Source organism: Methylobacterium sp. Leaf108 (genome assembly GCF_001423265.1).
Classification (GTDB): domain Bacteria; phylum Pseudomonadota; class Alphaproteobacteria; order Rhizobiales; family Beijerinckiaceae; genus Methylobacterium.
Window position 1 is genome coordinate 141,863 of sequence record NZ_LMND01000035.1, and the last position, 24,590, is coordinate 166,452.

At 71.9% G+C, this 24,590-nt stretch carries 13 protein-coding genes, 1 tRNA gene and 1 pseudogene; 8 read left to right on the forward strand and 7 right to left on the reverse strand.

The window, feature by feature from the left end; translation table 11 throughout:
• Positions 1-101: 101 nt before the first annotated feature.
• From ASF39_RS19445 to ASF39_RS19455, 3 genes are all read right to left on the reverse strand, one after another.
• Positions 102-191 (reverse strand) — tRNA-Ser (locus ASF39_RS19445).
• A gap of 84 nt (positions 192-275) precedes the next feature.
• The gene (gene mdoH / locus ASF39_RS19450; protein WP_082494696.1) at positions 276-2,492 is read right to left on the reverse strand and encodes a glucans biosynthesis glucosyltransferase MdoH; all 2,217 of its coding nucleotides are present in this window, start codon (positions 2,490-2,492) and stop codon (positions 276-278) included.
• Complete coding sequence (locus tag ASF39_RS19455; protein WP_056286912.1) at positions 2,468-4,051, reverse strand: glucan biosynthesis protein D; 1,584 nt, start codon at positions 4,049-4,051, stop codon at positions 2,468-2,470. Before ASF39_RS19455 ends, mdoH begins: the two co-directional genes overlap by 25 nt.
• 354 nt (positions 4,052-4,405) lie before the next feature.
• Between ASF39_RS19455 and glmU the strand changes: the two genes are divergently transcribed.
• Both glmU and glmS read left to right on the forward strand, forming a co-directional pair.
• Positions 4,406-5,797: a bifunctional UDP-N-acetylglucosamine diphosphorylase/glucosamine-1-phosphate N-acetyltransferase GlmU gene (gene glmU / locus ASF39_RS19460; protein ID WP_056286915.1), complete on the forward strand. Its 1,392-nt coding sequence runs from the start codon at positions 4,406-4,408 to the stop codon at positions 5,795-5,797.
• A 145-nt stretch (positions 5,798-5,942) separates the two neighbouring features.
• Positions 5,943-7,769, forward strand: coding sequence for a glutamine--fructose-6-phosphate transaminase (isomerizing) (glmS, locus tag ASF39_RS19465; protein WP_055883213.1), 1,827 nt, complete (start codon positions 5,943-5,945; stop codon positions 7,767-7,769).
• A 4-nt stretch (positions 7,770-7,773) separates the two neighbouring features.
• Here the strand turns inward: glmS and ASF39_RS19470 are convergent, their stop codons facing one another.
• Entirely contained in the window at positions 7,774-11,076 is a 3,303-nt protein-coding gene (locus ASF39_RS19470; protein ID WP_082494697.1) for an ATP-binding protein, read from the reverse strand.
• A 336-nt stretch (positions 11,077-11,412) separates the two neighbouring features.
• On the opposite strand from ASF39_RS19470, the gene ASF39_RS19475 reads away from it, so the two are divergent.
• A complete protein-coding gene (locus ASF39_RS19475) occupies positions 11,413-12,192 on the forward strand; it encodes a DUF502 domain-containing protein (RefSeq protein ID WP_056286922.1) in 780 nt (259 codons plus the stop codon).
• Between the two features lie 27 nt (positions 12,193-12,219).
• On the opposite strand, the gene ASF39_RS19480 is transcribed toward ASF39_RS19475, so the two are convergent.
• Positions 12,220-12,552 (reverse strand): hypothetical protein, encoded by a 333-nt coding sequence (locus tag ASF39_RS19480; protein WP_055883207.1) that lies wholly within the window; start codon positions 12,550-12,552, stop codon positions 12,220-12,222.
• A 352-nt stretch (positions 12,553-12,904) separates the two neighbouring features.
• The gene (gene recG, locus ASF39_RS19485; RefSeq protein ID WP_082494698.1) at positions 12,905-15,091 is read right to left on the reverse strand and encodes an ATP-dependent DNA helicase RecG; all 2,187 of its coding nucleotides are present in this window, start codon (positions 15,089-15,091) and stop codon (positions 12,905-12,907) included.
• 261 nt (positions 15,092-15,352) lie between these two features.
• Between recG and ASF39_RS19490 the strand changes: the two genes are divergently transcribed.
• The 5 genes and pseudogenes from ASF39_RS19490 to ASF39_RS19510 all read left to right on the forward strand — a co-directional run bounded on the left by ASF39_RS19490 (position 15,353) and on the right by ASF39_RS19510 (position 22,934).
• Positions 15,353-15,649: a succinate dehydrogenase assembly factor 2 gene (locus tag ASF39_RS19490; RefSeq protein ID WP_055883227.1), complete on the forward strand. Its 297-nt coding sequence runs from the start codon at positions 15,353-15,355 to the stop codon at positions 15,647-15,649.
• Positions 15,650-15,881: 232 nt separating this feature from the next.
• A pseudogene (gene mfd / locus ASF39_RS19495) lies at positions 15,882-19,460 on the forward strand (transcription-repair coupling factor); the annotation flags it as partial.
• Between the two features lie 238 nt (positions 19,461-19,698).
• The gene (xseA, locus tag ASF39_RS19500) at positions 19,699-21,366 is read left to right on the forward strand and encodes an exodeoxyribonuclease VII large subunit (protein ID WP_056286927.1); all 1,668 of its coding nucleotides are present in this window, start codon (positions 19,699-19,701) and stop codon (positions 21,364-21,366) included.
• Positions 21,367-21,532: 166 nt separating this feature from the next.
• A complete protein-coding gene (locus tag ASF39_RS19505) occupies positions 21,533-21,760 on the forward strand; it encodes a DUF4170 domain-containing protein (protein ID WP_056286930.1) in 228 nt (75 codons plus the stop codon).
• A gap of 229 nt (positions 21,761-21,989) precedes the next feature.
• On the forward strand, positions 21,990-22,934 hold the full coding sequence (locus tag ASF39_RS19510) for a ribose-phosphate pyrophosphokinase (protein ID WP_055883200.1): 945 nt from the start codon (positions 21,990-21,992) through the stop codon (positions 22,932-22,934).
• A 455-nt stretch (positions 22,935-23,389) separates the two neighbouring features.
• Here ASF39_RS19510 and ASF39_RS19515 read toward each other — a convergent pair whose 3' ends face one another.
• The gene (locus ASF39_RS19515; protein WP_055883198.1) at positions 23,390-24,352 is read right to left on the reverse strand and encodes a transporter; all 963 of its coding nucleotides are present in this window, start codon (positions 24,350-24,352) and stop codon (positions 23,390-23,392) included.
• Positions 24,353-24,590 lie beyond the last annotated feature (238 nt).

Below are 24,590 nucleotides of genomic sequence, written 5' to 3' on the forward strand. Positions count from 1 at the left end.
CGATGTCCGCTTATGTTCGTGATCGTTATTGGGGCCACCATTGGGGCCATGTAAGAGACGGTCAAATTTTATTAACTAAATCAAGAACTTACAGGTACATTTGGCGGAAGGGGTGGGATTCGAACCCACGGTGGAGTTGCCCCCACGGCGGTTTTCAAGACCGCTGCCTTAAACCACTCGGCCACCCTTCCGGAGCGCAGGCCGCCCGGACATCGCGTCTCTACGCCCAAACCGCCGGGACGGAAATCGGTATTTCCCGGCGGCGGGACGAGCGCTCAGGACAGGCTCTTCAGGCGATCGAGGAGCGGGCGGTCGTGGAGGACCGCCAGGCGCTCCTTCGGCGACAGCCAGGCCGTCGCCTCGTCCAGGGTCCGGGCCTCGGCGAGCTTGGCCGCCGCCAACGTCCGGTCCGGATCGATGGCGCCACGGGAACGCGGGCTGGCCGGGGGCAGCATCAGGGCATGGGCGGCCGCCAGGTGCGCGTCGGCGTGGATGGCGGCGAGCGCGGGGGCGTCGTCGAGGCCCATGGCGGCGTTACGCCGGGCGAGGCTGCCGGCGGCGGTGGCCACGGCGGGGGGATCGCGCTCCTCCGGGGTCATCAGGAGCCCGAGGCGCTTGAGGCCGAGCCCCCAGGCGAGTTGCCCGCTCGCCCAGGAGATCGGGATGGCCAGCACCAGGCCGAGGATGGTCGGCGACATCCACAGGAACAGCGAGGTGGCGATGGCGAAGGCCGCGACCCCCGTCACCAGGCCCAGCGCCATGTGCCAGCGGTGGCGGCGCACGATGTCCGAGAACGGGATCGAGCCGTCGTCGCGCCGCTGCGGGTTCCAGCCGGTGTCGCGGCCCGCCAGGATCTGGAAGACCGAGCCCGACTGGATCAGCATCGCGATGGGCGCGATGAGCGCCGACAGCAGGGTCTCGATCAGGCTCGAGAGCACCAGCCGGAGCGCGCCGCCGCTGGCCCGGCGCACCGGCCCGTCGAACAGGGCGAGGAGGAGGCCGAGGAGCTTGGGCGCCAGCAGGATGCCCATGGTCAGGCCGAAGAGCTGGAGCGCGCGCACCGGGTCGAACCGCGGCCAGTTCGGGAACAGGCCGGAATCGCCGGAGAAATAATCGGGCTGGATCGTGGCCGTCTGCAGCACCAGCGCGATGCCGACCACGAGCTGGGCGAGCCAGAGCGGGGAGGCGACGTAGCCGGCGATGCCGGTGGCGAAATGCTGGCGCGAGGCCGCCCGCAGGCCGGCAGCGCCGATGATGCCCGAGTGCTGGAGGTTGCCCTGCGCCCAGCGCCGGTCTCGCACAGCCACGTCGATGAGAGAAGGCGGGCTCTCCTCGTAGGAGCCCGGCAGGGTCGGCAGCATCGTCACGCTCCAGCCGGCGCGCCGGATCAGCGCCGCCTCGACGAAGTCGTGGGACAGGACGTGGCCGCCGAACGGCGGCTTGCCGGGCAGGTCGGGCAGGCCGCAGGCCTGCGCGAAGGCGCGGGTGCGGATGATGGCGTTGTGGCCCCAGTAGTTGCCGTCCGACCCAGACCAGGCCGAGAGGCCGGTGGCGATCACCGGCCCGTAGATCCGGGCGGCGAACTGCTGCACGCGGGCGAACAGGGTGTTGCGGTTGATGATGAGCGGCAGCGACTGGACGATGCCGGCGTCCGGGTCCGCCTCCATGGCGGAGGCGAGCGCCACGATGCAGGGGCCGCTCATCAGGCTGTCGGCATCGAGCACCAGCATGTGGTCGTAGGAGGCGCCCCAGCGGCTCACGAAGTCGCCGATGTTGCCGGCCTTGCGATGATGGTTCTTGGCCCGGTGGCGGTAGTACAGGCGCGCCTCGGGTCCGAGGCGCTCGCGCAGAGCCAGGAAAGCGCGCTCCTCGGCGATCCAGGCGTCGCCCTGGGTCGAATCCGACAGCACGAACCAGTCGAAGGCGGCGCCGTGGCCGGTGGCCTCGACCTCGGCCCGCATCGCCTCGATGCCCGCGAAGGTGCGGGCGGTGGCCTCGTTGTAGACCGGCATCACCACCGCGGTGCGTGTGGCGAGCGCCCCGGCCAGGGGTTTGTGGCGCGGTGCGCGCAACAGCACGACGAACCCGAGGATCGCGCCCGTGAAGGCCAGCGCGATCCAGGAGAAGTTGAGGGTGAAGAGGACGAGCAGCACGTACTGCAGCGCCGTGGTGCCGCCTGAGACCGAGACCACTTCGTACATCTGCAGGGCGCCGTAGGCGGTCAGCAGTGCCGCGCCTCCAAACACGAAGGCGCGCGCCAGCCAGGGGCGGCGTTCGGGCCGGGCCGGGCGATGGCCGGAGCGCGGGTCCCAGGCGCCGAGGTCCTGCACCGGCATCGCCAGCGGTGCTTCCGGCGGCATCGCGTGATGGGCCTCCGGCGGGACGGCGGATGTCGCCTCGGTCGGCCTGGCCGGACCCGCCTCCGGGGGCGGGGCGGGATGCCGGTCGGCGTCGGAATGCGGGGGGGTCAGGGTGTCCAACGGTACAGCCATGTTTCGGTCACGGGCCTGTCGTCGCGCCGCAGGAGGAGCCGCAATTCGCAGGCCTTCGCACCGGCCGGATCGAGCTCGAACGCCACCCGCACCGTCCGCCGCTCGGGATAGCGGTAGAGCGTGCGCGTCACGATCGTGCCGGGGGAAGCCGTGAGCTCGGTCTGGAGTTCCGCGCCGCCGGTGAAGTCGTCGCCGCTGAAATCCACCGCGAACCGGCGCCGGCCCTCGGCCGAGCCGCGGCCGCTGCGGGTGGCGGTGACGGGGGCCAGCCGCAGCCGCTCGGGCGCGTCCCATCCCCAGGTCAGGCGGTAGGCCAGGGCCCGCTCGGCCCCGGCCGCCAGCCCTTCCTTGGGGCGCCAATAGGCCAGCACGTTCTCGTTGGCGTCGGAATCGCTCGGGATCTCCAGCAGGCTGACCGCGCCCGCCCCCCAGGGCTCGCGCGGCTCGGCCCAGAGCGAGGGGCGGCGCTCCCAGCCGTTGATGTCGTCCTGGTAGGTGGCGTAGTCGCGCGAGCGCTGCATCAGGCCGAAGCCCTTCGGGCTCTCGTCGAGGAAGGACGAGATCTGCAGGGTCTCTGGGTTGCGCAGCGGCCGCCAGATCGCCTCGTTGGCGCCGGTGCGGATGCGCAGGCCCTCCGAGCCGTGGACGGCGGCGCGGATGTCCTCGGCGCCGCGCCGCTCGCTCGGCCCGAACAGGTAGCGCGTCGTCATGCTGGCCAGCCCGAGGTGGTCGAGGGCGGCGCGGGCGAACAGGGTGCCCGAGACCTCGGCGGTGGAGGCCGGGCCGGGCCGGCAGTCGATCCGCAGGGCGGCGGTGGCCGATTCGGATTCGACGAGGGCGTGGATCACGATCGCGTCAGGAGCGGCCGGACGCTCGATCCAGAGGGCGCGGAACTGCGGGAACTCCTCGCCGCGCGGATCGGCCGGGCGCAGGGTCAAGGCGCGGGCGGTGGCGCCGAAGCGTTGGCCCGAGGCGACGAGGCGGAAGAAGGAGGCCCCTTGGAACAGGGCGAAATCGGCCAGATCCCCGCCGCCGAACCGAGACCGGATACGGATGCCGGAATAGCCCGGGTCGTCCTTGAAGGCGGGCAGCGCCGGCCCGCCCTCGGCAAAGCGCGCCGGATCGTAGGGCACCGGCCGCTGGACGCCGTCCGCGACGAGGGTGAGCGTCACGCGGTCGCCGTAGACCGAGCCGCGGTGCAGCGGTTCGACGGTGAAGCCGAGGTCGTCGCCGGCAAAGATCGCGCTGCCGGGGACCGTGCGGATGGCGGCGTACTGGTCGCGACTCAGGCCGGACAGGGACTCGGGCAGGTCTGCCGCCGGGCGCTGGTAGGGCTTGGCGGCGAGCGCCCGGGCGAGATCGGTAACGAGGCCGGGCGAGAACGGCGTGCCGGCGGCGGGCAGGGCGGAGGCGGCCTCCTGCGCCGCGGCCGCGGCCGGCGCCAGGGCGAGGGCGGCCATCGCCACGCCCCCCTGGCGCAGAACGTCCCTGCGGGTCGAGCCGGAGTCCGGGGGGAGCGAGGGGGATCGGAAGGGGGTGGACCGGGTCGGCAGGGTCATGCGGCCTTCATGTCGGTTCGTTCGAAGCGGCGAACACGGGGGTCGTTCGCACGGGCGGTCGATGGCCTCCCTACCATGCCGGGGCCTGAACGGGGCGTTAAGGACTCGTGCCGACCGGCCCGGAAGGCCAAGCGACTTTCGGGCCATCGGCGGAGGCGCCGGTTCGCCCGTGCGGCGTCGGTTTGCCCGCGTCAAAGTTGGCTTGGCCGCGTCAAAGTTGGCTTGGCCGCACGAACCTGATTAGACCGCCTGATTGGACCGTCGGCGCGATTCCACGGGGGCCGCCCGGCCGGTCGTCGACCTGTTGTCCGGGCAAGCGTGCACCGGCGCGACGAACCGCGAGGCGAAGGCAGGATGACCACACGACACGGATCGGCCGGACGGACTCTCACGGCGATCGTCCTGGCCGCCGGCAAGGGCACGCGGATGCGGTCGGCGCTGCCCAAGGTCCTGCATGCCGTCGCCGGCCGGACCATGCTCGGGCACGTCCTCACCGCCGCCCGGGAGGCGGGTGCCGGGCGTATCGCGGTGGTGGCCGAGCCGGGTCAGGCGGCGGTGGAGGCCGAGGTCGCCGCCATCGCCCCCGGGGCGCGGGTCCATCCCCAGGCCGAGCGCCTGGGCACCGCGCACGCGGTGCTGGCCGCCCGCGACACCCTGGCCGAGGATGCCGACGACGTCGTGGTCGCCTTCGGCGACACCCCGCTCGTCACCGCCGCGACCCTGACGCGCCTGCGCGCGCCGCTGGCCGAGGGTGCGGCCATCGCCGTCCTCGCCTTCGACACCGACAGGCCAACGGGTTACGGCCGTGTCCTCACGCAGGATGGCAGCGTCACCGCGATCCGCGAGGACAAGGACGCCACGGACGAGGAGCGCCGCGTCGGCCTGTGCAACGCCGGGCTGATGGCCCTGTCCGGGCGCCACGCGCTGGCCATCCTGGACCGGATCGGCAACGCCAACGCCGCGGGCGAATACTATCTCACCGACGCCGTCGCCCTGGCGGTGGCCGAGGGCCTGTCCGTCGCCGTGGTGCGAGTGGAGGAGGCGGAGGCGCAGGGGGTCAACGACCGCGTCCAGCTCGCCGTGGCGGAGGCCGAGATCCAGTCGCGCCTGCGCCGCGCCGCCCAGATCGGCGGGGCGACGCTGGTGGCGCCGGAGACGGTTTTCCTGAGCGTCGACACGGTGTTGGGCCAGGACGTTCTGGTGGAGCCTCATGTGGTGTTCGGGCCGCGCGTCACGGTGGGGGACGGCTGCGTCATCCATGCCTTCTCGCACCTCGAAGGGGCGAGCCTGGAACCGGGCGTGACCATCGGGCCCTACGCCCGGCTGCGCCCCGGCGCGGTGCTGGAGACGGGCTCGCGGGTCGGCAACTTCGTGGAACTGAAGAACACCCGCCTCGGGGCCGGCGCCAAGGCCAACCACCTGACCTACCTCGGCGATTCGACGGTGGGGGCGGGCGCCAACGTCGGCGCGGGCACCATCACCTGCAACTACGACGGGGTGAACAAGCACCGCACATCGATCGGGGCGGGGGCCTTCGTCGGCTCCAACAGCGCCCTGGTCGCCCCGGTCGCGGTGGGGGCGGGGGCCATCGTCGGGGCCGGGTCGGTGGTGACCGCGGACGTGCCCGCCGACGGGCTCGCGGTAGCCCGCGCCCGCCAGGTCAACCGCCCGGAGGGGGCCAGGCTCTGGCGCGCGACCAAGGGGCTGGTGCGCAAACCGGAAACCAAGACGCACGAAAAGCCCTGACGGCGGGGAGACCTGTAGGCCTTTCCTCACAGGCCCGTTCAACAATCGGCCGATCGGCACACCGCACGATCGATGTGCTGGCCACGCATCGACCGGTTCCGATACAAGCACGACCACGAACGGTTTTGACGAGAGACAACGGATCATGTGCGGAATCGTCGGTATCGTCGGTCGGGACGCGGTGGCGGACCAGTTGGTCGAGGCCCTGCGGCGGCTCGAATACCGGGGGTACGATTCCGCCGGGGTCGCGACCCTGGAGCACGGCCGGCTCGAACGGCGCCGGGCGCAGGGGAAGCTCGCCAACCTGCAGGCGCGGCTCGCGGAATCGCCGCTCGCCGGCGCCATCGGCATCGGCCACACCCGCTGGGCCACCCACGGCCGCCCCAACGAGACCAACGCCCATCCGCATGCCACGGCGCGGCTGGCGGTGGTCCATAACGGCATCATCGAGAACTTCCGCGAGCTGAAGGGGATGCTGCAGGACCGCGGCGTCCGCTTCGAGAGCGAGACCGACACCGAGGTGGTGGCCCAGCTCGTGAGCCACGAGATGGACAAGGGCCTGGCACCCGTGGAGGCGGTGGCCGCGGCGCTGCCGCAGCTGCGCGGCGCCTTCGCGCTCGGCTTCATCTTCGCGGGCTTCGAGGACCTCCTCATCGGCGCCCGCCACGGCGCGCCGCTCGCCATCGGCTACGGGGCGGGCGAGACCTACCTCGGCTCCGACGCCCTGGCGCTGGCGCCGTTCACGGAGGAGATCACCTACCTGGAGGAGGGCGACTGGGCCGTCCTCTCGCGCAGCGGCGCCGAGATCCACGATGCGTCGGGCGCTCCCGTCGCCCGGCCCCGCCAGCGCATCGTCGCCCAGGCGTTCCGGGTCGAGAAGGGCAACCACCGCCACTTCATGGCCAAGGAGATCCACGAGCAGCCCGAGGTGGTGGGCCGCACGCTGGCCCATTACGTCGACCTCGCCAACGGCCGGGTCGCCCTGCCCGAGGCGCTGCCGTTCGATTTCAAGGATCTTTCGCGCCTGTCGATCACCGCGTGTGGCACGGCCTATTACGCGGGGCTGGTCGCGAAATACTGGTTCGAGAGCCTGGCGCGGCTGCCGGTGGAGATCGACGTCGCCTCGGAGGCCCGCTACCGCGAGCCGCCGCTGGACAAGGACGGGCTCACCCTCGTCATCTCGCAGTCCGGCGAGACCGCCGACACGCTGGCCTCCCTGCGCTACGCCAAGGCGCAAGGGCAGCACACGCTGGCCGTGGTGAACGTGCCGACCTCCACCATCGCCCGCGAGGCCAGCGCCGTGGTGCCGACGCTGGCGGGCCCCGAGATCGGGGTGGCCTCGACCAAGGCGTTCTCCTGCCAGCTCACCGTGCTCCTGTGCCTCGCCATCGCGGCCGGCCGCGCGCGCGGCACCCTCAGCCCCGAGCGTGAGCGAAGCCTCGTGGACGCGCTGATCACGGTGCCCGGCCTGATGGCGGAGGCGGTCAAGCTGGAGGTCGAGATCGAGCCGCTCGCCCGCGAGGTCGCCAAGGCCCGCGACGTGCTCTACCTCGGGCGCGGCACCAGCTATCCGATGGCGCTGGAGGGCGCGCTGAAGCTCAAGGAAATCAGCTACATCCACGCGGAAGGGTATGCGGCGGGCGAGCTCAAGCACGGCCCGATCGCGCTGATCGACGAGAGCGTGCCGGTGATCGTCATCGCCCCCCACGACGCGGTGTTCGAGAAGACCGTCTCGAACATGCAGGAGGTCGCCGCACGCGGCGGGCGCATCATCCTCATCGGCGACGCCAAGGGCGCCTCAGAGGCCGGCCTGGAGACCATGGCGACCGTGACGATGCCCGACCTCGACCCCGTGGTCGCGCCGATCGTCTACGCGGTGCCGATCCAGCTCATCGCCTATCACACGGCCGTCTTCATGGGGAAGGACGTGGACCAGCCGCGCAACCTGGCGAAATCGGTGACCGTGGAATAGCCGATCACGCCGCCCGGCGGGCCGTGATCACGGGCAGGGCCCGGCGTACCCAGGCGATCTCCTCGCGCACGCGGTCGAGCTGGAGGCGGCTTCGTGCCTCGTCGCGGTCGGGCCCGGTGCAGACCTGCTCCATCGTCCGGCAGGCGTCCGAGAGGCGCCCGAAGCCGAGCAGCCCCGCGCTCGAGACGAGGGCATGGGCATCTCCGCCGACCGCCGGCCAGTCGGCGGCGTCCCGCACCGGGGCGGCAAAGCGCCGGTCGAGCTCGGACGCGAACCGGGCGAGCATCTGGCCGAGGCTCGCCGGGCCGAGCAGGTCGTGCAGCTCGTCGAGGATGGCCGGGTCATGGCCGGGGGCGGGCGCTTGGTCACGGTCGTCCTGCGTCGGCACGCCGGCGTCCGGTCCGCGCACGCTCGGGCCGGCCCAATGCGCCACCGCCGCCCGGAGCCGCGCGGGCGCGAACGGCTTGCCGATGTGATCGTCCATCCCCGCCTCGCGGCAGCGGGCGACGTCGTCGGTCATGACGTTGGCGGTCATGGCCAGGATCGGCAGGCGCGCGAAGGCGCCGCCGAGGCCGCGGATGCGCCGCGTCGCCTCGAGGCCGTCCATCACCGGCATCTGCACGTCCATCAGCACGAGGTCGTAGGCCACGCGGGTCACCGCCTCCACCGCCGCCGCTCCGTCGAGGACCACGTCGACGCGATGGCCCCAGCCGCTCAGCAGCGTCACGGCGAGTTCCCGGTTCATGTCCACATCCTCGGCCAGGAGGATGTGGGCGCACCGGCCGACGGCGGTGCCGGCCCGGGCGTCGGCATCGGCCGCCCCCTCGACGGCGGGGGTGGCGGCCACCGGCAGGGCGATGGCGAAGGAGAAGCGCGAGCCCTCGCCCTCGGCGCTGTCGAGGTCGATCGTGCCGCCCATCATCTCCACGAGGCTGCGGCAGATCGAGAGGCCGAGGCCGGTGCCCCCGTACCGCCGGGCGGTGGAGCCGTCGACCTGGCTGAACCGCTGGAACAGGCGGTGGCGCTTCTCCTGCGGGATGCCGATGCCGGTGTCGGTCACGGTGAAGCGGATCCGGGCGCGCTCGCCGCCCTCCTCGGTGGCGACGTGCAGGTGCACGCGGCCGGCCGCCGTGAACTTCACCGCGTTGGAGAGCAGGTTCAGCAGGACCTGGCGCAGGCGGGCATCGTCGCCCACGAGGCGTTCGGGCACGCCCGCCTCGACCTGCGCGGTCAGCGCCAGGCCCTTGGCGTCGGCCTCGTTGCGCAGGAGGGCGACGGCGCCCTCGACGAGGTCGTGCGGCGAGAACGGCTGCGGGTCGAGCGCGAGGCTGCCCGCCTCCAGCTTCGAGACGTCGAGGACGTCGTTGACGATGGACAGGAGCGTGGTGCTGGCGTCCTGGACGAGGCGGGTGTAGCGGCGCAGCATCGGCGTGCGCAGATCGGGGCTGTCGAGCATCAGGCCCGAGAAGCCGATGATGCTGTTGAGGGGCGTGCGCAGCTCGTGACTCATGCTGGCGAGGAACTCGCCCTTGGCGGCGGCGGCGGCCTCGGCTGCCTCCTTGGCGGCGCGCAGCTCCTCCTGCCGTTCGTGACGCTCCGAGACGTCGCGCACGGCCACCATCATGCTGGCCGGAGCGCCGGTGGCGGGGTCGCGGATCAGCCGGTACTTCGACTCGACCCAGGTGAACGACCCGTCCTTGCGCCGGAACCGGTGGGTGCTCACCCCCTGGTCGATCCGGCCCTCGCGCAGGGCGGTCAGGATCTCGCCCAGCCGCGCGGCGTCCTCGGGATGCACCATCGCCTCCGGATGGGCGCCGACGAGCTCCTCCGGTCCGTAGCCGAGGAGGTCGACGCTGGCGGGCGAGACGTAGTGGCGGACCCCGTCGATGCCGGAGAGCACGATCATGTCGGTGGCCGTCTGGGCCAGCAGGCGGTAGCGCGCCTCGCTCTCCTTGAACGCCCGGTCGCTGCGGCGGCGCGGGGTGATGTCGGTATAGGTGCGCACCGCGCCGCCCTCGGGCAGGGCGACGGTGCGGACTTCGAGCACGGTGCCGTCGCGGCACTCGCGCTCGAACACGGCTGCGCAGCGCGCCACGTCGCCCTCGTCGGGAAAGCGCCGCGCCTGGGGGTCGGCGGGATCGGCCTCGCCGTGCCGCAGATGCCCCTCGAGGTCGCGGCCGAGCACCGGGGCGCGCGCCATCATGGCGTCCGTAATGCCGAGGAGGTCGCGCGCGCGCCGGTTGCAGACCTGGACGACGCCGCGGGCGTCGGTCTCGATCAGGCCCTGCTCCATGGTGTCGAGGGTGTTGCGCAGGGTGGCGCTGGTGATGCGGGCGCTGCGCTCGGCCTGCCGCGTCTGGGCATCGGAGCGCTGGCGGCGGCCGATCTCGCTGGCGAGCGACAGCAGGGACAGGACGAGGACGAGGGTCGTGCCGCCGGCGATGGGCGCCTGGGTCCAGACGCTCCTGCGCCATTCGGCCAGGGCCGTGTCGCGCGACTGGGTGGCGCTGACGTAGAGCGGGTAGGAGGGCACGAAGCCGAGCGCCAGGACGCGCTCGATGCCGTCGGTGGACCCCGCCGACCAGAACGGCCTGGTCTGGCGCGCCAGGACGTAGCGCTTGTAGTTCTCGGTGGCCGCGTAGTTCTTGCCGACCGCGCTCGGCAGGTCGGGCGAGCGCACCAAGAGGGTGCCGTCGGCCCGCCACAGGGAGAGGGTGGAGCCGGCGCCGAGGTCGAGGGCGTCGTAGACCTCCTGGAACGCGGCCGGATTGAGGGAGGCGACGACCATGCCCGCGAAGGATCCGTCCGCGCGGGTGATGCGGCGGATCAGGGGCAGGGTCGGCAGCTTGCTGACGCGCCCGGTCACCGGCCGGCCGACGACGAGGCCGGTCTGGCCGTCGCCGTGCAGGGCCTCGACGTAGTCCCGGTCCCCGAATTCCGTGGACCGGGCCGGGAACGCTCCCGCCTCGTGGATCAGGCGGCCCGACGCATCGAGGATCATGACGTTGTTGAGGTGGCGCGACTGCGCGAGGCGGTCGCGCAGGGCCTTGTGGATCACCTCGGGCGAAAGGCCGTCCATGTCCGGCCCGATCACGGAGATCACCGCCTGGAGGTAGGTGTCCACCGTCTCCAGGGTGCGGGCCGCGTGCTGTTCGAGGGCGCGGGTGGTGTTGGCGGTGCTGGTCTCGGCGACGTGCAGGGCCTGCCCGTACTGCTGGTGCAGATGGTTCGCCACCACCGCGGGAATGCCGATGCCGACGACGACGGCGGCGGCCTTGAACCCGGCGCTCAATGTGGGCCGTCTCATCGCCGTCCGTCGCTTTCCATCACCGCGCGCGATCCGCCCGGCGCGGCCGGGCCGGCGCCATACGATCACACAGACATCAAGACATCCCTACACCCGCAAAGCCCTTCGATCGGCAAGGCGTTTCGCCCGACGCCGCCCGCGAAAGCGCGTGGCCGATGCGCGCGGGACACGGGCCGAAAGCGGGCCGGGCGATCCGCCCTCCGCTTGAGGTCGCGAGCCCGACTCGCTAACCCTTGCGGGTAGGGACCGCGTACGGGTCCCCGTTCCATCGATCCCCCGTGTTTTCGGTCCGCCGGATTCCCGGTTCCAGAGTCACGGCCCCAGCGAGACGTCCCCTTGCGCGAAACGGTCCTGCCGACACCGGAACCGCCCGACCTCCCCGGCACCCGCCCGCGCCTGAGCAAGCGCGGGCGCCTGCGGACCTATTTCCTCACCGGCATCATCGTGGCCGGGCCGCTGGCCATCACCATCTACCTCACGTGGTACTTCATCAGCCTGATCGACAGCTGGGTGAAGCCGCTGGTGCCGCCGAGCTACCTGCCGGACCATTACCTGCCGTTCTCGATTCCCGGCCTCGGCCTCCTCATCGCCTTCTTCGCGGTGACGCTGCTGGGCTTCCTCACCGCCAACCTCGTCGGGCGCAGCGTCGTCGAGTTCGGGGAGGTGCTGCTCGCGCGCACTCCGGTAATCTCGGGGCTGTACAAGGGGTTGCGGCAGATCTTCGAGACGCTGTTTTCCGCCAACGGCACCTCGTTCCGCACGGTGGGGCTCGTCGAATTCCCGGTGAAGGGCACCTGGTCGGTGGTGTTCGTGTCGGCCCCGGCCGGCCCCGACGTACAGACCGCCCTCGATCCGGCGGGCGACCATGTCGGCGTGTTCCTGCCCTGCGCGCCCAACCCGACCACGGGCTTCTTCTTCTACCTGCCGCGCGCCGACATCATCGAGGTGGAGATCAGCGTCGACGACGCGGCCAAGCTCGTCATGTCGGCGGGCGTGATCCAGCCCGAGGACCCCCAGGCCAGGCTCCATGCCATGGCGGCGAGCCTGCGCACGGCACAGACCGAGGCGGCGCCGTCGTCCGCCGGGCGCAAGGCCCCCGCCAGCCAGGATGCCTGAGCCGGCGCCGGGCCGCGCACCGCCGGTTCAGTTGTGGACCGTCAGCGCCGCCTTCTCGACGGGAAGCGTCGGCGGCGTGGCGTCGGCGATCCGCTCGCTCGAGCGGGGGACCGAGCGGGTGCCGGCCCAGTCCGTGGCGATCTGCACACCGAGCATCAGCACCAGCGCGGCGACGAGGGCGTTGGCCGCCATCTGGAAGGGGCGGGCCGCCCGGCGCACGGACAGCATCACCGCCTCCGCCGCGGGTTCGACGGGCGCCGGACCGTCGGAGATCGGGAGCAGCCACGGCTCGCTCGGAAGGCCGTTGACGCCCCCCATCTCGTGGGCACCCGGCAGGTTCTGGAACAGTCCGCTCGACATATCCATCCTCCTGAAACATCTGTGGCGGCGCAGCCTGGACGGCCGTTCGTTCATGTTCAGTTAATCAGAGATTATGGCTACTTCAAGCTCACGATGCCCGCATCGGGCCCGCGCACGCCCCGCGAGTGCCTGGCCGGCACGTGAGACGCCCCCTACAACATGTTGTCGTGGAACGAGAAACCGCTTCGTTGGGGCGCCGCTGCGCGGTCGTGGTGGCGGTCGTGCCGGGGCCTACGGCGATCGGCCCGCGGCGACCCGCGCCGTTCGGCTTCGCGTCGTCCCCGCTCGTTTCCTGAACGGAACGCCGCCCCTTCGCCTCGGGATCCCGCCCCGAGATCACCCCGCCCCGAGATCACCCCGCCCCGAGCAGGCGAATCGCGGCGTCCCGCTCGAACAGGTAGAGCAACACCCTGAGGGCACGGCCGCGCTCGCTCTTCAGGCCCGGATCGCGGGCGACCACGAGCTGGGCGTCGTCGCGGGCGGCCTGGAGCAGGTCGCCGTCGCTTTCCAGATTCGCGAGCCGGAAGGCGGCCAGCCCCGACTGGCGGGTGCCGAGCACCTCGCCCTCGCCGCGCAGGCGCAGGTCCTCCTCGGCGATGCGAAAGCCGTCCTCGGTCTCGCGCATGGTCTCGAGCCGGGCGCGGGCGACCTGGCCGAGAGGGCCGCGATAGAGCAGCAGGCAGGTCGAGGCCCCGGCGCCGCGCCCGACCCGCCCGCGCAGCTGGTGGAGCTGGGCGAGGCCGAAGCGCTCGGCATGCTCGATCACCATGATGGTGGCTTCCGGCACGTCGACGCCGACCTCCACCACGGTGGTCGCCACCAGGATCCGGGTCTCGCCGCGGGAGAACCGCTCCATCGCCGCGTCCTTGTCCGGCCCCGGCATCCGGCCGTGGATGAGGCCGACGGCGGCGCCGAACTCCTGGGCGAGGTCGGCGAAGCGGTCCTCGGCGGCGGCGAGATCGACGTATTCGGATTCGGCCACCAGCGGGCAGATCCAGTAGACCCGGTCACCCGCGGCCACGGCCCTGCCTAGGGCGGCCACGACCTCGTCGAGGCGGTCGGTGGAGACGAGGCGGGTGACGATCGGCTGGCGCCCGGCCGGCTTCTCGTCCAGCACCGAGACGTCCATGTCGCCGAAACAGGTCAGGGCCAGGGTCCGGGGAATCGGGGTCGCGGTCATCACGAGGATGTCCACGGCCTGGCCCTTGGCGCCCAGCGCCAGGCGCTGGTGCACGCCGAAGCGGTGCTGCTCGTCCACCACCGCCAGGCCGAGGTCGTGGAAGGCGACGCCGTCCTGGAACAGCGCGTGGGTGCCGACCAGAATGTCGATGCGCCCCTCCGCGAGGTCGAGGAGCGTCGCCCGGCGCTCGGCGGCCCTGTCGCGGCCGGTGAGCAGACGCAGGCGCAACGGGCCGGCCATGGCGGTGAGCCGGGCGAGGTGCTGACGCGCCAGGATCTCGGTGGGCGCCATCAGGGCGGCCTGGCGCCCGGCCTCGACGGCGCTGGCCATGGCGAGCAGCGCCACGGCGGTCTTACCCGAGCCGACGTCGCCCTGGAGCAGGCGCAGCATGCGCCGGTCGGAGGCGAGGTCGGCGCGGATCTCGGCAAGCGCCCGGCCTTGCGCGCCCGTGAGCGAGAAGGGCAGGGCGGCCGCGATCCTGTCCGACAGGTGGCCGTCGCCGGCGTTGGCGCGGCCCGGCGCCCGGCGGCTGCGGGCGCGGGTGAGGGCCAGCGCCAGTTGCGAGGCCAGGAGTTCGTCGTAGGCGAGCCGCCGCCGGGCCGGGCCGGCGGCCACGGTGCCGTCGGCGGCCGGCGGGGCGGGCGCGCCCTCCGGCCTGTGCTCGGCCTTGAGGGCGTCGGCGAAGGCGGGTAGCCCGTTCTTGGAAAGCCAGGCCGGGTCCTGCCATTCGGGCAAGCTCGGCAGCCGGTCGAGGGCGGCGTGCGCCAGCTTCGAGATCGCCCGCGAGGTCAGCCCTTCGGTGGCGCCGTAGACCGGCTCGACCGCCGGGAGGGCCGCGAGCCCCGCCTCGTCGACGACGCGCGAGGGATGCACCATCTGGCGGTGGCCGTCATAGAGGTCGATGCGCCCGGTGATGTAGCGGTGGGCGCCCAGCGGCAGCATCTTCTCGACGCGGGCCGCGGGCATGCCGAAGAACACCAAGGTCACGTCGCCGGTGGCATCCTCCACCAGCACCCGGTAGGGGCGCTTGCCCGGCCCCGGCTGGGGCGCCCGGTAGCCGGTGACCGTGACGCCCAGCGTCACCGGCTCGCCCGGCGGCGCCTCGCTGATCGAGCCCAGGAGCTTTCGCACCACCCCGCCCTGGGGCAGGTGGAACAGGAGGTCGACGATCCGGGCCGGGCGCTCGGGGGTGCCCAGCAGCCGCTCGATCATCGGTGCCATCTTCGGCCCGACGCCGGGAAGGCCGCGGGCGGGGGCGAACAGCGGATCGAGGATGCTCGGGCGCAGGGGCGCAGGGCCGCCCGCGTCCGGCGCGGCGCTGGCCCCGGTGGGGCTGGGGGTCGGGTCCGGGCGGGTCATCGGCGAGACATGGCGGTGGCCTCACCCTCGTACCCACAAGCGCCCTTCGGTTCCAGCACCCGCGCTCGGGCGGCGCAGGCTGCGGCGAGGACACGCGCACCGGCTGCGGCAACCCGCCCTAGGTCGCGCCGAAGACGTGAAGATTATGCCCTCCCGCACACGAGAAGGGCCGGCGCGGTCGGCCCGGGTGCTGCCCTTTCCGGCGCCGCTCCCCATATCCGGCCTTCGACCTGTCCGATTCCCCACCATGGGATGCCCACGATGTCCGGCACCACCCGCACCAGCGCCGACCTCGATCCGCGCCGCCGCCGCACCCTGTTCCGGGCCTGGCACCGGGGCATCCGCGAGATGGACCTGATCATGGGCCGCTTCGCCGACGCCGAGATCGGGTCCTTCAGCGAGGAGGAGCTGGCGCAGTTCGAGGCACTGATCGAGGTGCCCGACCGCGACCTGTTCCGCTGGCTCACCGGCGAGGACCCGACCCCGGAGAACTACGACACCCCGCTGTACCGCCGCCTCCGGGCGTTCCATAAGCACGACGCGCCGATCCACGGCTGACGATGGCGGTGGATCCATGGATCTGCCATCGCTCGACGTCCCACGCGCTGTCTCCTCCCTGAGGCGCCGCTGCCAAGCGGAGGGCTCCGGGAATCGTCGGGTGGGCTGGAGGCCGCCTTCGAGGCCCGCTACAGCGGGCACCTCAGGATGAGGTGGCGGGTTGGATGGAGCAGGAGTCCAGCCCCGCCCGGCCTTCCGTCGATCTCTCGCACGAGTTCAAAACCCCGACCCGATGGCCAAACCCCAGCCCAAAGCCCCCGTCCCCGCCGCTCCCAAGCCGCAGACCGCCCGCTTCGCCCTGCCGAAATCGGGGGCGCTCGCCCGCGCCATCGAGGCGCTCAAGGCCGGAAAGAGCCCGACGCTGGTCAACGTGCCCGACGGGTTCGACGCCGTGGTGGTGGCCGACCTCGCCCGCGCCCTGGCGGCGCGCGCGGAGGGACCGGCAGTGCTGGTGCACGTGGCCCGCGATTCCGGCCGCTCGGCCGCCTTCCGCAGCGCCCTGTCGTTCGTCGCCCCCGAGATCGAGGCGATGAGCGTGCCGGCCTGGGACTGCCAGCCCTACGACCGCGTCTCGCCCAACCCCGCCGTCGCTGCCGAGCGCATGACCGCGCTCTCGCGCATCACCCGCTCGCGGTCGTCGGAGGAGCGCCCGCGCATCCTCTGCACCACGGTGAACGCCCTCGTGCAGCGCGTCCCGCCCCGCGAGAAGATCGCGGTGGAGACGTTCTCGGCGGCGATCGGCAACGTCATCCCGATGGACACCGTCACCGCCTGGGTCGAGGCCAACGGCTTTCTGCGCACGGGGACGGTGCGGGACACGGGCGAATACGCGGTGCGCGGCGGCATCCTCGACCTGTCGCCGCCGGGCCTGCCCAACCCGATCCGCCTCGACTTCTTCGGCGACACGCTGGAATCGATCAGGGCCTTCGACCCCGAGACCCAGCGCACGGTCGGGTCCTTGCGCTCCCTCGACCTCGTGCCGATGAGCGAGGTCCAGCTCACCACCGAGACGATCCGGCGCTTCCGCCAGGGCTACGTGGCGCAGTTCGGTGCCGCGACCCGCGACGACCGCCTCTACGAGACCCTGAGCGAAGGCCGGCGCTACGCCGGGCTCGAACATTGGATGCCGCTGTTCCACGACCGGCTCGACACCCTGTTCGACTACCTCGCCGGCGTGCCGCTGGTGTTCGACCCGCAGGTGGAGGAGGCCGCCGCCGAGCGCCTCGCGCTGATCGGGGATTACTACGAGGCCCGCGCCGAGGCGATGAAGACGCCCTCCACGGGGGTGGCGCCCTACAAGCCCCTGAAGCCCGACGCGCTCTATCTCGGGGCGGCGGAATGGGACAAGCGCGTGGCCGCGGCCAGCGTGGTGCGCCTCACCGGCTTCTCGATGCCCGAGGCCCCGGACGACGGCACCATCGACTGCGAGGCCCACACCGGCCGAAGCTTCGCCACCGAGCGCGCCGACGATTCCGCCAGCGTCTTCGACGCGGCGGTGGCCCACATGAAGGACCTGCAGGGTTCGGGACATCACGTCATCCTCGGGGCGTGGTCCGAGGGCTCGCGCGACCGGCTCTGCGGCGTGCTCGCCGACCACGGCCTCAAGAAGCCGGTCCAGATCAACACGCTGGGCGCCGTCAACGCGTTGAAGCGCGGCGCGGACGTGGCGGTGGCGGTGTGGGGCCTGGAGTCCGGCTTCGTCATCGACCGGCTGGCGGTGATCTCCGAGGGCGACATCCTCGGCGACCGGCTGGTGCGCCAGAAGCGCAAGGCCAAGCGCCCACAGGACATCATCCTCGAGGTCCAGGCGCTCCAGCCCGGCGACCTCGTGGTCCATGCCGACCACGGCATCGGCCGGTTCGTCGGGCTGAAGACCATCACCGCCGCGGGTGCGCCGCACGACTGCCTCGAACTCCAGTACGCCGGCGGCCTGCTGCTCCTGCCGGTGGAGAACATCGAGCTCCTGACCCGCTACGGCTCCGAGGACGCCGAGGTCGCCCTGGACCGGCTCGGCGGCGGTGCCTGGCAGGCCCGCAAGGCGCGGATGAAGAAGCGCATCCTCGAGATGGCCGGCCAGCTCATCAAGGTCGCCGCCGAGCGCTTCGTGCGCCAGGCCCCCCGCCTCGTGGCGCCGGACGGCCTCTACGGCGAATTCGCCGCGCGCTTCCCCTTCGACGAGACCGAGGACCAGGCCACCGCCATCGACGCGGTCCTGTCCGACCTCAACGAGGGCCGGCCGATGGACCGCCTCGTGTGCGGCGACGTCGGCTTCGGCAAGACCGAGGTGGCCCTGCGCGCCGCCTTCGCCTGCGCCATCTCCGGCAAGCAGGTGGCGGTGGTGGTGCCCACCACCCTGCTGGCGCGCCAGCACTTCCGGACCTTCGCCGAGCGCTTCAAGGGCCTGCCCGTGGAGGTGGCGCAGATGTCGCGCTTCGTCTCGAACACCGAGATGAAGCGGGTCCGCGACGGGCTCGCTGGCGGCACCGTCGACATCGTCGTCGGCACCCATGCGCTGCTGGCCAAGGCCGTCGGCTTCAAGGACCTCGGCCTCATCATCGTCGACGAGGAGCAGCACTTCGGCGTCGCCCACAAGGAGCGCCTCAAGAATCTCCAGGCCGACGTCCACGTGCTCACCCTCTCGGCGACCCCGATCCCGCGCACCCTGCAGCTGGCCATGACCGGGGTGCGCGAGCTCTCGATCATCGCGACCCCGCCGGTGGACCGCCTCGCCGTGCGCACCTTCGTGATGCCGTTCGATCCGCTCCTGATCCGCGAGGCCCTGCTGCGCGAGCGTTTTCGCGGGGGGCAGTCGTTCTACGTGGTGCCCAGGATCGAGGATCTGGCCGAGGTCAAGAGCTTCCTCGACCGGGAGATGCCAGAGACCAAGGTGGCGGTGGCCCACGGGCAGATGGCGGCGGGCCAGTTGGAGGACGTCATGACGGCCTTCTACGAGGGCCAGTTCGACGTGCTGCTCTCCACCACCATCGTGGAATCGGGCCTCGACATCCCCACCGCCAACACGCTGATCGTCCATCGGGCCGACATGTTCGGGCTGGCCCAGCTCTACCAGCTGCGCGGCCGGGTCGGGCGCGCCAAGGCGCGGGCCTACGCGCTGTTCACGACGCCGGCCAACCGCACCCTCACGGTGCAGGCCGAAAAGCGCCTCAAGGTGCTCCAGACCCTCGACACCCTGGGCGCCGGCTTCCAGCTCGCCAGCCACGACCTCGACATCCGCGGGGCCGGCAACCTGCTCGGCGACGCCCAGTCCGGCCACATCAAGGAGGTCGGCTACGAACTCTACCAGCAGATGCTGGAGGACGCCGTCACCGCCCTCAAGGCCGGGATCGAGGAGCCGGTGGAGGAGGCGTGGTCGCCCACCATCGCGCTCGGCGCCCCCGTCACCATCCCCGAGCACTACGTCGAGGACCTCACCGTGCGGCTCGGCCTCTACCGCCGGCTCTCGACCCTCGAGAACGACGCCGAGATGGAGAGTTTCGGGGCCGAGCTGATCGACCGGTTCGGGCCGCTGCCGCCGGAGGTCGAGCAGCTGCTGCGCATCGTCACCATCAAGATCCTGTGCCGCGACACCAACATCGAGAAGGTCGAGGCCGGGCCGAAAGGCATCGTCATCCACTTCCGCGACAAGTCGTTCGCCAACCCGCAGGGGCTGGTGGCCTACGTGGCGGGCCAGGCCTCCTTCGCGAAGGTCCGCCCCGACATGAGCATCGTCTTCATCCGCGAGCTCACCACGATCCCCGAGCGCCTGAGCGTGACGACCACGGTGCTGCGGGAACTGGCCAAGATCGCCAAGGCCAAGGCCGGAGCGACCAAGGCTGCAACGAACGGAGGCACGCCGGCGAAGGCGGCGGCCCCTGCGGCGAGAAAGGCGGGCTGAGGGACCATCCCGCACGCCCGTGCGGCCGTGCCGCGGGGCGGGACGCCCTCAGGGCTGGACGGGCGTCCTGACACGCACCCGTGATGCCGGTTCCCGGCCGTGTTCCGGCGGACCGCGCTTTACGCGATGGGGTTTCCGGCCTTAGCGTCCCGCCATGTCACCGGTCCCGTCTCCCGCCGCCCTGCAGGCCACCGCCGTCGGGAATGCTCCCGAATGGTCGGTAAGCGACCTCGCCGGGGCGCTCAGGCGCACCCTCGAGGATGCCTTCGGGCATGTCCGCCTGCGCGGCGAAATCTCCGGCTATCGCGGCCAGCACGGCTCGGGCCACGCCTATTTCTCGCTCAAGGACGGCTCGGCCCGCATCGACGCCGTGGTCTGGAAGGGCACCTTCAACCGCCTCCGCCAGAAGCCCAAGGAAGGGTTGGAGGTGATCGCCACCGGGCGGATCACGACGTTCGCCGGCAAGTCCTCCTACCAGATCGTCGTCGAGGCCCTGGAGCCGGCCGGCATCGGCGCCTGGATGGCGCTGCTCGATGAGCGCAAGCGCGTCCTGGCCGCCGAGGGGCTGTTCGCACCCGAGCGCAAGCGGGCGATCCCCTACCTGCCCTGGGTCGTGGGCGTCGTGACCTCGCCCACCGGTGCGGTCATCCGCGACATCCTGCACCGGCTCGCCGACCGCTTCCCCCGTCCGGTGCTGGTCTGGCCGGTACGGGTGCAGGGGGAGGGGGCGGCCGACGAGATCGCCGCCGCCATCCGCGGCTTCAACGCGCTTAGTCCCGATGGGCCGATCCCGCGGCCCGACGTGCTGATCGTCGCCCGCGGCGGCGGCTCGATCGAGGACCTCTGGGCCTTCAACGAGGAGGCGGTGGTGCGCGCCGTCGCGGACGGCACCATCCCGCTGATCTCGGCGGTGGGGCACGAGACCGACACCACCCTGATCGACTTCGTGTCCGACCGGCGCGCGCCAACCCCCACGGGGGCCGCCGAGATGGCGGTGCCGGTGCGTGCCGACCTCCTGGCCGAAATCCGCGACCTCGGCGCCCGCCAGCGCGAGGGCATCGAACGCCGGCTGGTGCGCGAGGCCCGCGACCTGCGTGCCCTGGTGCGTGCCCTGCCCGCGGCCGATGCGGTGCTGGCGGGCAAGCGCCAGCGCCTCGACCTCGCCGAGGCCCGGCTGGTGCCGGCGCTGGCCGGCAATGCCCGCGTCCACCGCGCGCGCTTCGCCCGCCTCGCCGAGCGGATCGGCCGCCATCCCCCCGCCCTGGCACTGGCCATGGCGCGCGGGCGCCTGCGGCTGGTGGCGGACAAGCCGCGCGAGGCCCTGCACTTCGGTACCCTGCGCAAGCGCGAGGCGCTGACCCACCTGAGCCGGCGCCTGTCGCTGGCGCAGGCGGCCACCCTCGGGCGGGCCAGGACCGCGGCCGCCCGCGACGGCGAGCGCCTCGGCGCCCTGGCCCTGCGCCTCGCGACCGCCGCCGCCCGCCTCGGCGAGCGCCGGCGCGACCGGCTGGCGGCCCTGGGCGGGCTGCTGGGCTCCCTCAGCTACCGGGCGGTGCTGGCGAGGGGCTTCGCCCTGGTGCGCGACGCCGCCGGCGGAGCCGTGCGCGGGACCGCGACCCTCGGGCCGGGCGAGCGGCTCACCCTGGAATTCGCCGATGGCCGGATCGGCGTCGTCACCGACGGCCACGCCCCCCCCGGCGAGGACGCGCCGCAGAAGCCCGCGCCCGCCCGGCGCAGGCGCGCGGCCCAGAAGCGCGGTGTCGTGGACACCACGGTCGAGGCGTCGGCCGCCGCCCCGCAGGGGTCGCTGTTCGACGTGTGAAGCCGAATCTGGCTCACGGCGTGCTTGCCGACGAGCGTCCGCCATGGCGTCGGGACGAGCCCGGCGGCCCGAGCATGGGACGCATCCCGGCCGGACCGCTCGCGCAGGGTCCCGCAGCCGTGCTTAAAGGGCGCGCGGCGAACCCCGGCCCGACGAGGAGAGGCCTATGACAACCACGATCGACAGCGGCCAGAAACTGCACCTCGTCTTCGGCGGTGAACTCGAGAGCCTCGACGGAGTCGACTTCAAGGACGTGCCCGGCCTCGACATCGTCGGCATCTTCCCCGATTTCGCCTCGGCCCAGGCCGCCTGGAAGTCGAAGGCGCAGGCGACCGTGGACAGCGCCCAGACGCGCTACTTCGTCGTGCATCTGCACCGTCTTCTCGCGCCCTGATTGCCGGGACGGGGCAGGGCGCGTCGCCGACGGTGCCCGGGGCCTGGGATGACGGCGGACCGCTCGCATGAAGGCATTGTGACGCCCCCCCGCCGCTGTTAAGAGCGCGGGCATCGACGAGGCCGGTCCCCGCGCGCCGTGCGGGCCCACGCCCGTCGTTCGGCCACGCGCACCGGGTCGGGTGCCATCCACGCCTGTCGGCGCGAGCACACTGGTGGAAAGTCCCGGCATGAAGTCCTCGATCAAGATCATCGCCGGCAACGCCAGCCGGCCGCTGGCCGAGGCCATCGCCGCCTATCTCGAGATGCCGCTGGCCAAATGCATGGTCCGGCGCTTCGCCGACATGGAGATCTTCGTCGAGCTGCAGGAGAACGTGCGCGGCGAGGACGTGTTCATCGTCCAGTCGACCTCCTACCCGGCCAACGATCACCTGATGGAACTGCTCATCATGATCGATGCCGCGCGGCGCTCCTCGGCCAGGCGCATCACCGCGGTGATCCCGTACTTCGGCTACGCCCGCCAGGACCGGCGCACCTCGGGCCGCACCCCGATCTCGGCCAAGCTGGTGGCCAACCTCATCACGGAAGCCGGCGCGGATCGGGTGATGACCCTCGATCTCCATGCCGGCCAGATCCAGGGCTTCTTCGACATCCCCACCGACAACCTCTTCGCCGCCCCGGTGATCGTGCGCGACATCAAGGAGCGCCTCGATCCCAGGGAGTGGATGGTGGTCTCCCCCGACGTCGGCGGCGTGGTGCGCGCGCGCGCCATCGCCAAGCGCATCGACGCGACGCTCGCCATCGTCGACAAGCGCCGCGAGCGCCCGGGCGAATCGGAGGTGATGAACATCATCGGCGAGGTCGAGGGGCGCTCGTGCATCCTCGTCGACGACATCGTCGATTCCGGCGGCACCCTCGTCAACGCCGCCGATGCGCTGCTGGCCGCCGGCGCCAAGGACGTCTCGGCCTACATCACCCACGGGGTGCTGTCGGGGGGTGCGGTCTCGCGCATCGCCGCCTCGCGGATGAAGGAGCTGGTGATCACCGACTCGATCCAGCCGACCCAGGCGGTCAAGCTCGCCCGCAACATCCGGGTCGCCACCATCGCGCCGCTGCTCGGCGAGGCCATCGGCCGGACCGCGACGGAATCGAGCGTGTCGAGCCTGTTCGCGTAAGCCGCCCCGGCTTCCTTCGACGTCCGGAACCCGTTCGTCCGTCACCATCGAAAAGCCTGCGGGGACGATCGCGGCCGGCGTTCGGCCGGCCCTGTCGCGCCCGTCCTGCCGAAGGCGAGGGATGGGGCGGTCCGACGTGAGGTCACGTCGGGCTCCGGACGTCCCGCCCTGCGCGACCGACCGCGCCCGGCCGAACCGGGAGCCGGGCCCGCCCCTGCGTGCGAGGCGGCGATCCATCGACCGGAGCCGGACCACCGATGGCGCGACGCGCTCGCACCGGACGAAGCCGCGACAACGAACGGCGGCCCCTTGCGTCCCTCGACGATCCGAAAGGCCCACGGGGGCCGGTCGCTCGCAGCCGGAGGCTACCCCGAAAACGAAAAGGTCGCCCCCGGACGAACCGGGAGCGACCATTCAGATCGGTTCAGAGGATGAACGGATCTGGACTTGCGAGATCAGTACTTGCGGACGATCGGAGCGGCCGAAGCGACGACCGGGGTCGGCGAGTACAGCGGCACGATCACGCGGAACCAACCCTCGACCGTGTCGGCGCGACGGACGGCGTTCGCGACGGTGGTGGCGACATAGGCCTGGGCCGTGAACGGTCCGAAGTCGTAGCCGATGAGGCCGCCGAGCGAGAAGTTGCCGCGGTTGCGGAAGGCGAGGCTGTTCGGGCTGGTGTCGAGGTTGACGGTGCCGTAGCCGATGGCGCCGATCTCGAACTTGCCGAACTTCTTGGTCGCGGTCAGGTCGAGGTTGAGCGAGTCGGAGATGATGAACGGTCCACGGGTACCGAAAGCGTTGTTGCCGCCGAAGGTGGCCGGGGAGTCGTAGAAGTTGCCGGTCAGGTTGGCGGTGAGGTTGTAGCCGTCGCCGGTGTAGCTGATGGCGATGCCGGCGCGGTAGGTGTTCGAGGCCAGCTGCGGCAGCACGGGGGTGGCGAAGGTGGTGCCGGCGTTGTTCACGAGAACGCCGCGGTCGCCGTTGAGCTCGTTCAGGTAGACACCGCCGAGCAAGCTGACGCCGACGTTGCCGCCGAGGTCGAACGCCCAGATGCCGCCCACGAAGGTGCCGACGTTGATGGACAGGTCACGCGAACCGTTCGGGCCGCCGTTCTTGCCGAAGGCGAAGACGGTCGGGGGAGCGACGAGCAGCTCGATGCGGCCGCCGAAGGGAACGAACGGGGTCGACCACACCAGCACCGGGACGTTCACGCCGACGTCGACGCTGCCGGGGGTGACGTTCTCGTTGCTGCGGTAGACGAACGTGTTCAGCGCGTAGATGCCCTCGGGCAGCGGAGCGCCGGTGGCCAGACCGACCTGCTCACCGGGAACGGTGGTGGTCTGGGCATAGGACGCGGTAGCGGTCATGGTCATCGTGGCCGCAAGTGCTCCAGCGGCCAGCCAGTTCTTCGTCATCGTGTTTTTCCTTCCCAAGGATTTCAGGCGTCCGCGACGCAGCCTTACGCACCTTCCCGCTTGGTCCACCGCTTGGTCGCGGTGTGATTCGCAGTCGGTGTGTGGCCCCCCATTGCGGCCCCAAGTCGCGTCTCAACGCTGAGAACTATTCTACAGGTCGGCGGCGAATGACAGGGGGATGCTCGCCGGCAAGGCAGTTCCAAATCGACCGTTGCGCAAAAGCCGCAATTCGGCTGCA

Coding starts and splice junctions, on each gene's coding strand:
- mdoH (WP_082494696.1), bottom strand. CDS start 2,492: ATGGCTGTACCGTTGGACACCCTGACCCCCCCGCATTCCGACGCCGAC.
- ASF39_RS19455 (WP_056286912.1), bottom strand. CDS start 4,051: ATGACCCTGCCGACCCGGTCCACCCCCTTCCGATCCCCCTCGCTCCCC.
- glmU (WP_056286915.1), top strand. CDS start 4,406: ATGACCACACGACACGGATCGGCCGGACGGACTCTCACGGCGATCGTC.
- glmS (WP_055883213.1), top strand. CDS start 5,943: ATGTGCGGAATCGTCGGTATCGTCGGTCGGGACGCGGTGGCGGACCAG.
- ASF39_RS19470 (WP_082494697.1), bottom strand. CDS start 11,076: ATGAGACGGCCCACATTGAGCGCCGGGTTCAAGGCCGCCGCCGTCGTC.
- ASF39_RS19480 (WP_055883207.1), bottom strand. CDS start 12,552: ATGTCGAGCGGACTGTTCCAGAACCTGCCGGGTGCCCACGAGATGGGG.
- recG (WP_082494698.1), bottom strand. CDS start 15,091: ATGACCCGCCCGGACCCGACCCCCAGCCCCACCGGGGCCAGCGCCGCG.
- ASF39_RS19490 (WP_055883227.1), top strand. CDS start 15,353: ATGTCCGGCACCACCCGCACCAGCGCCGACCTCGATCCGCGCCGCCGC.
- xseA (WP_056286927.1), top strand. CDS start 19,699: ATGTCACCGGTCCCGTCTCCCGCCGCCCTGCAGGCCACCGCCGTCGGG.
- ASF39_RS19505 (WP_056286930.1), top strand. CDS start 21,533: ATGACAACCACGATCGACAGCGGCCAGAAACTGCACCTCGTCTTCGGC.
- ASF39_RS19510 (WP_055883200.1), top strand. CDS start 21,990: ATGAAGTCCTCGATCAAGATCATCGCCGGCAACGCCAGCCGGCCGCTG.
- ASF39_RS19515 (WP_055883198.1), bottom strand. CDS start 24,352: ATGACGAAGAACTGGCTGGCCGCTGGAGCACTTGCGGCCACGATGACC.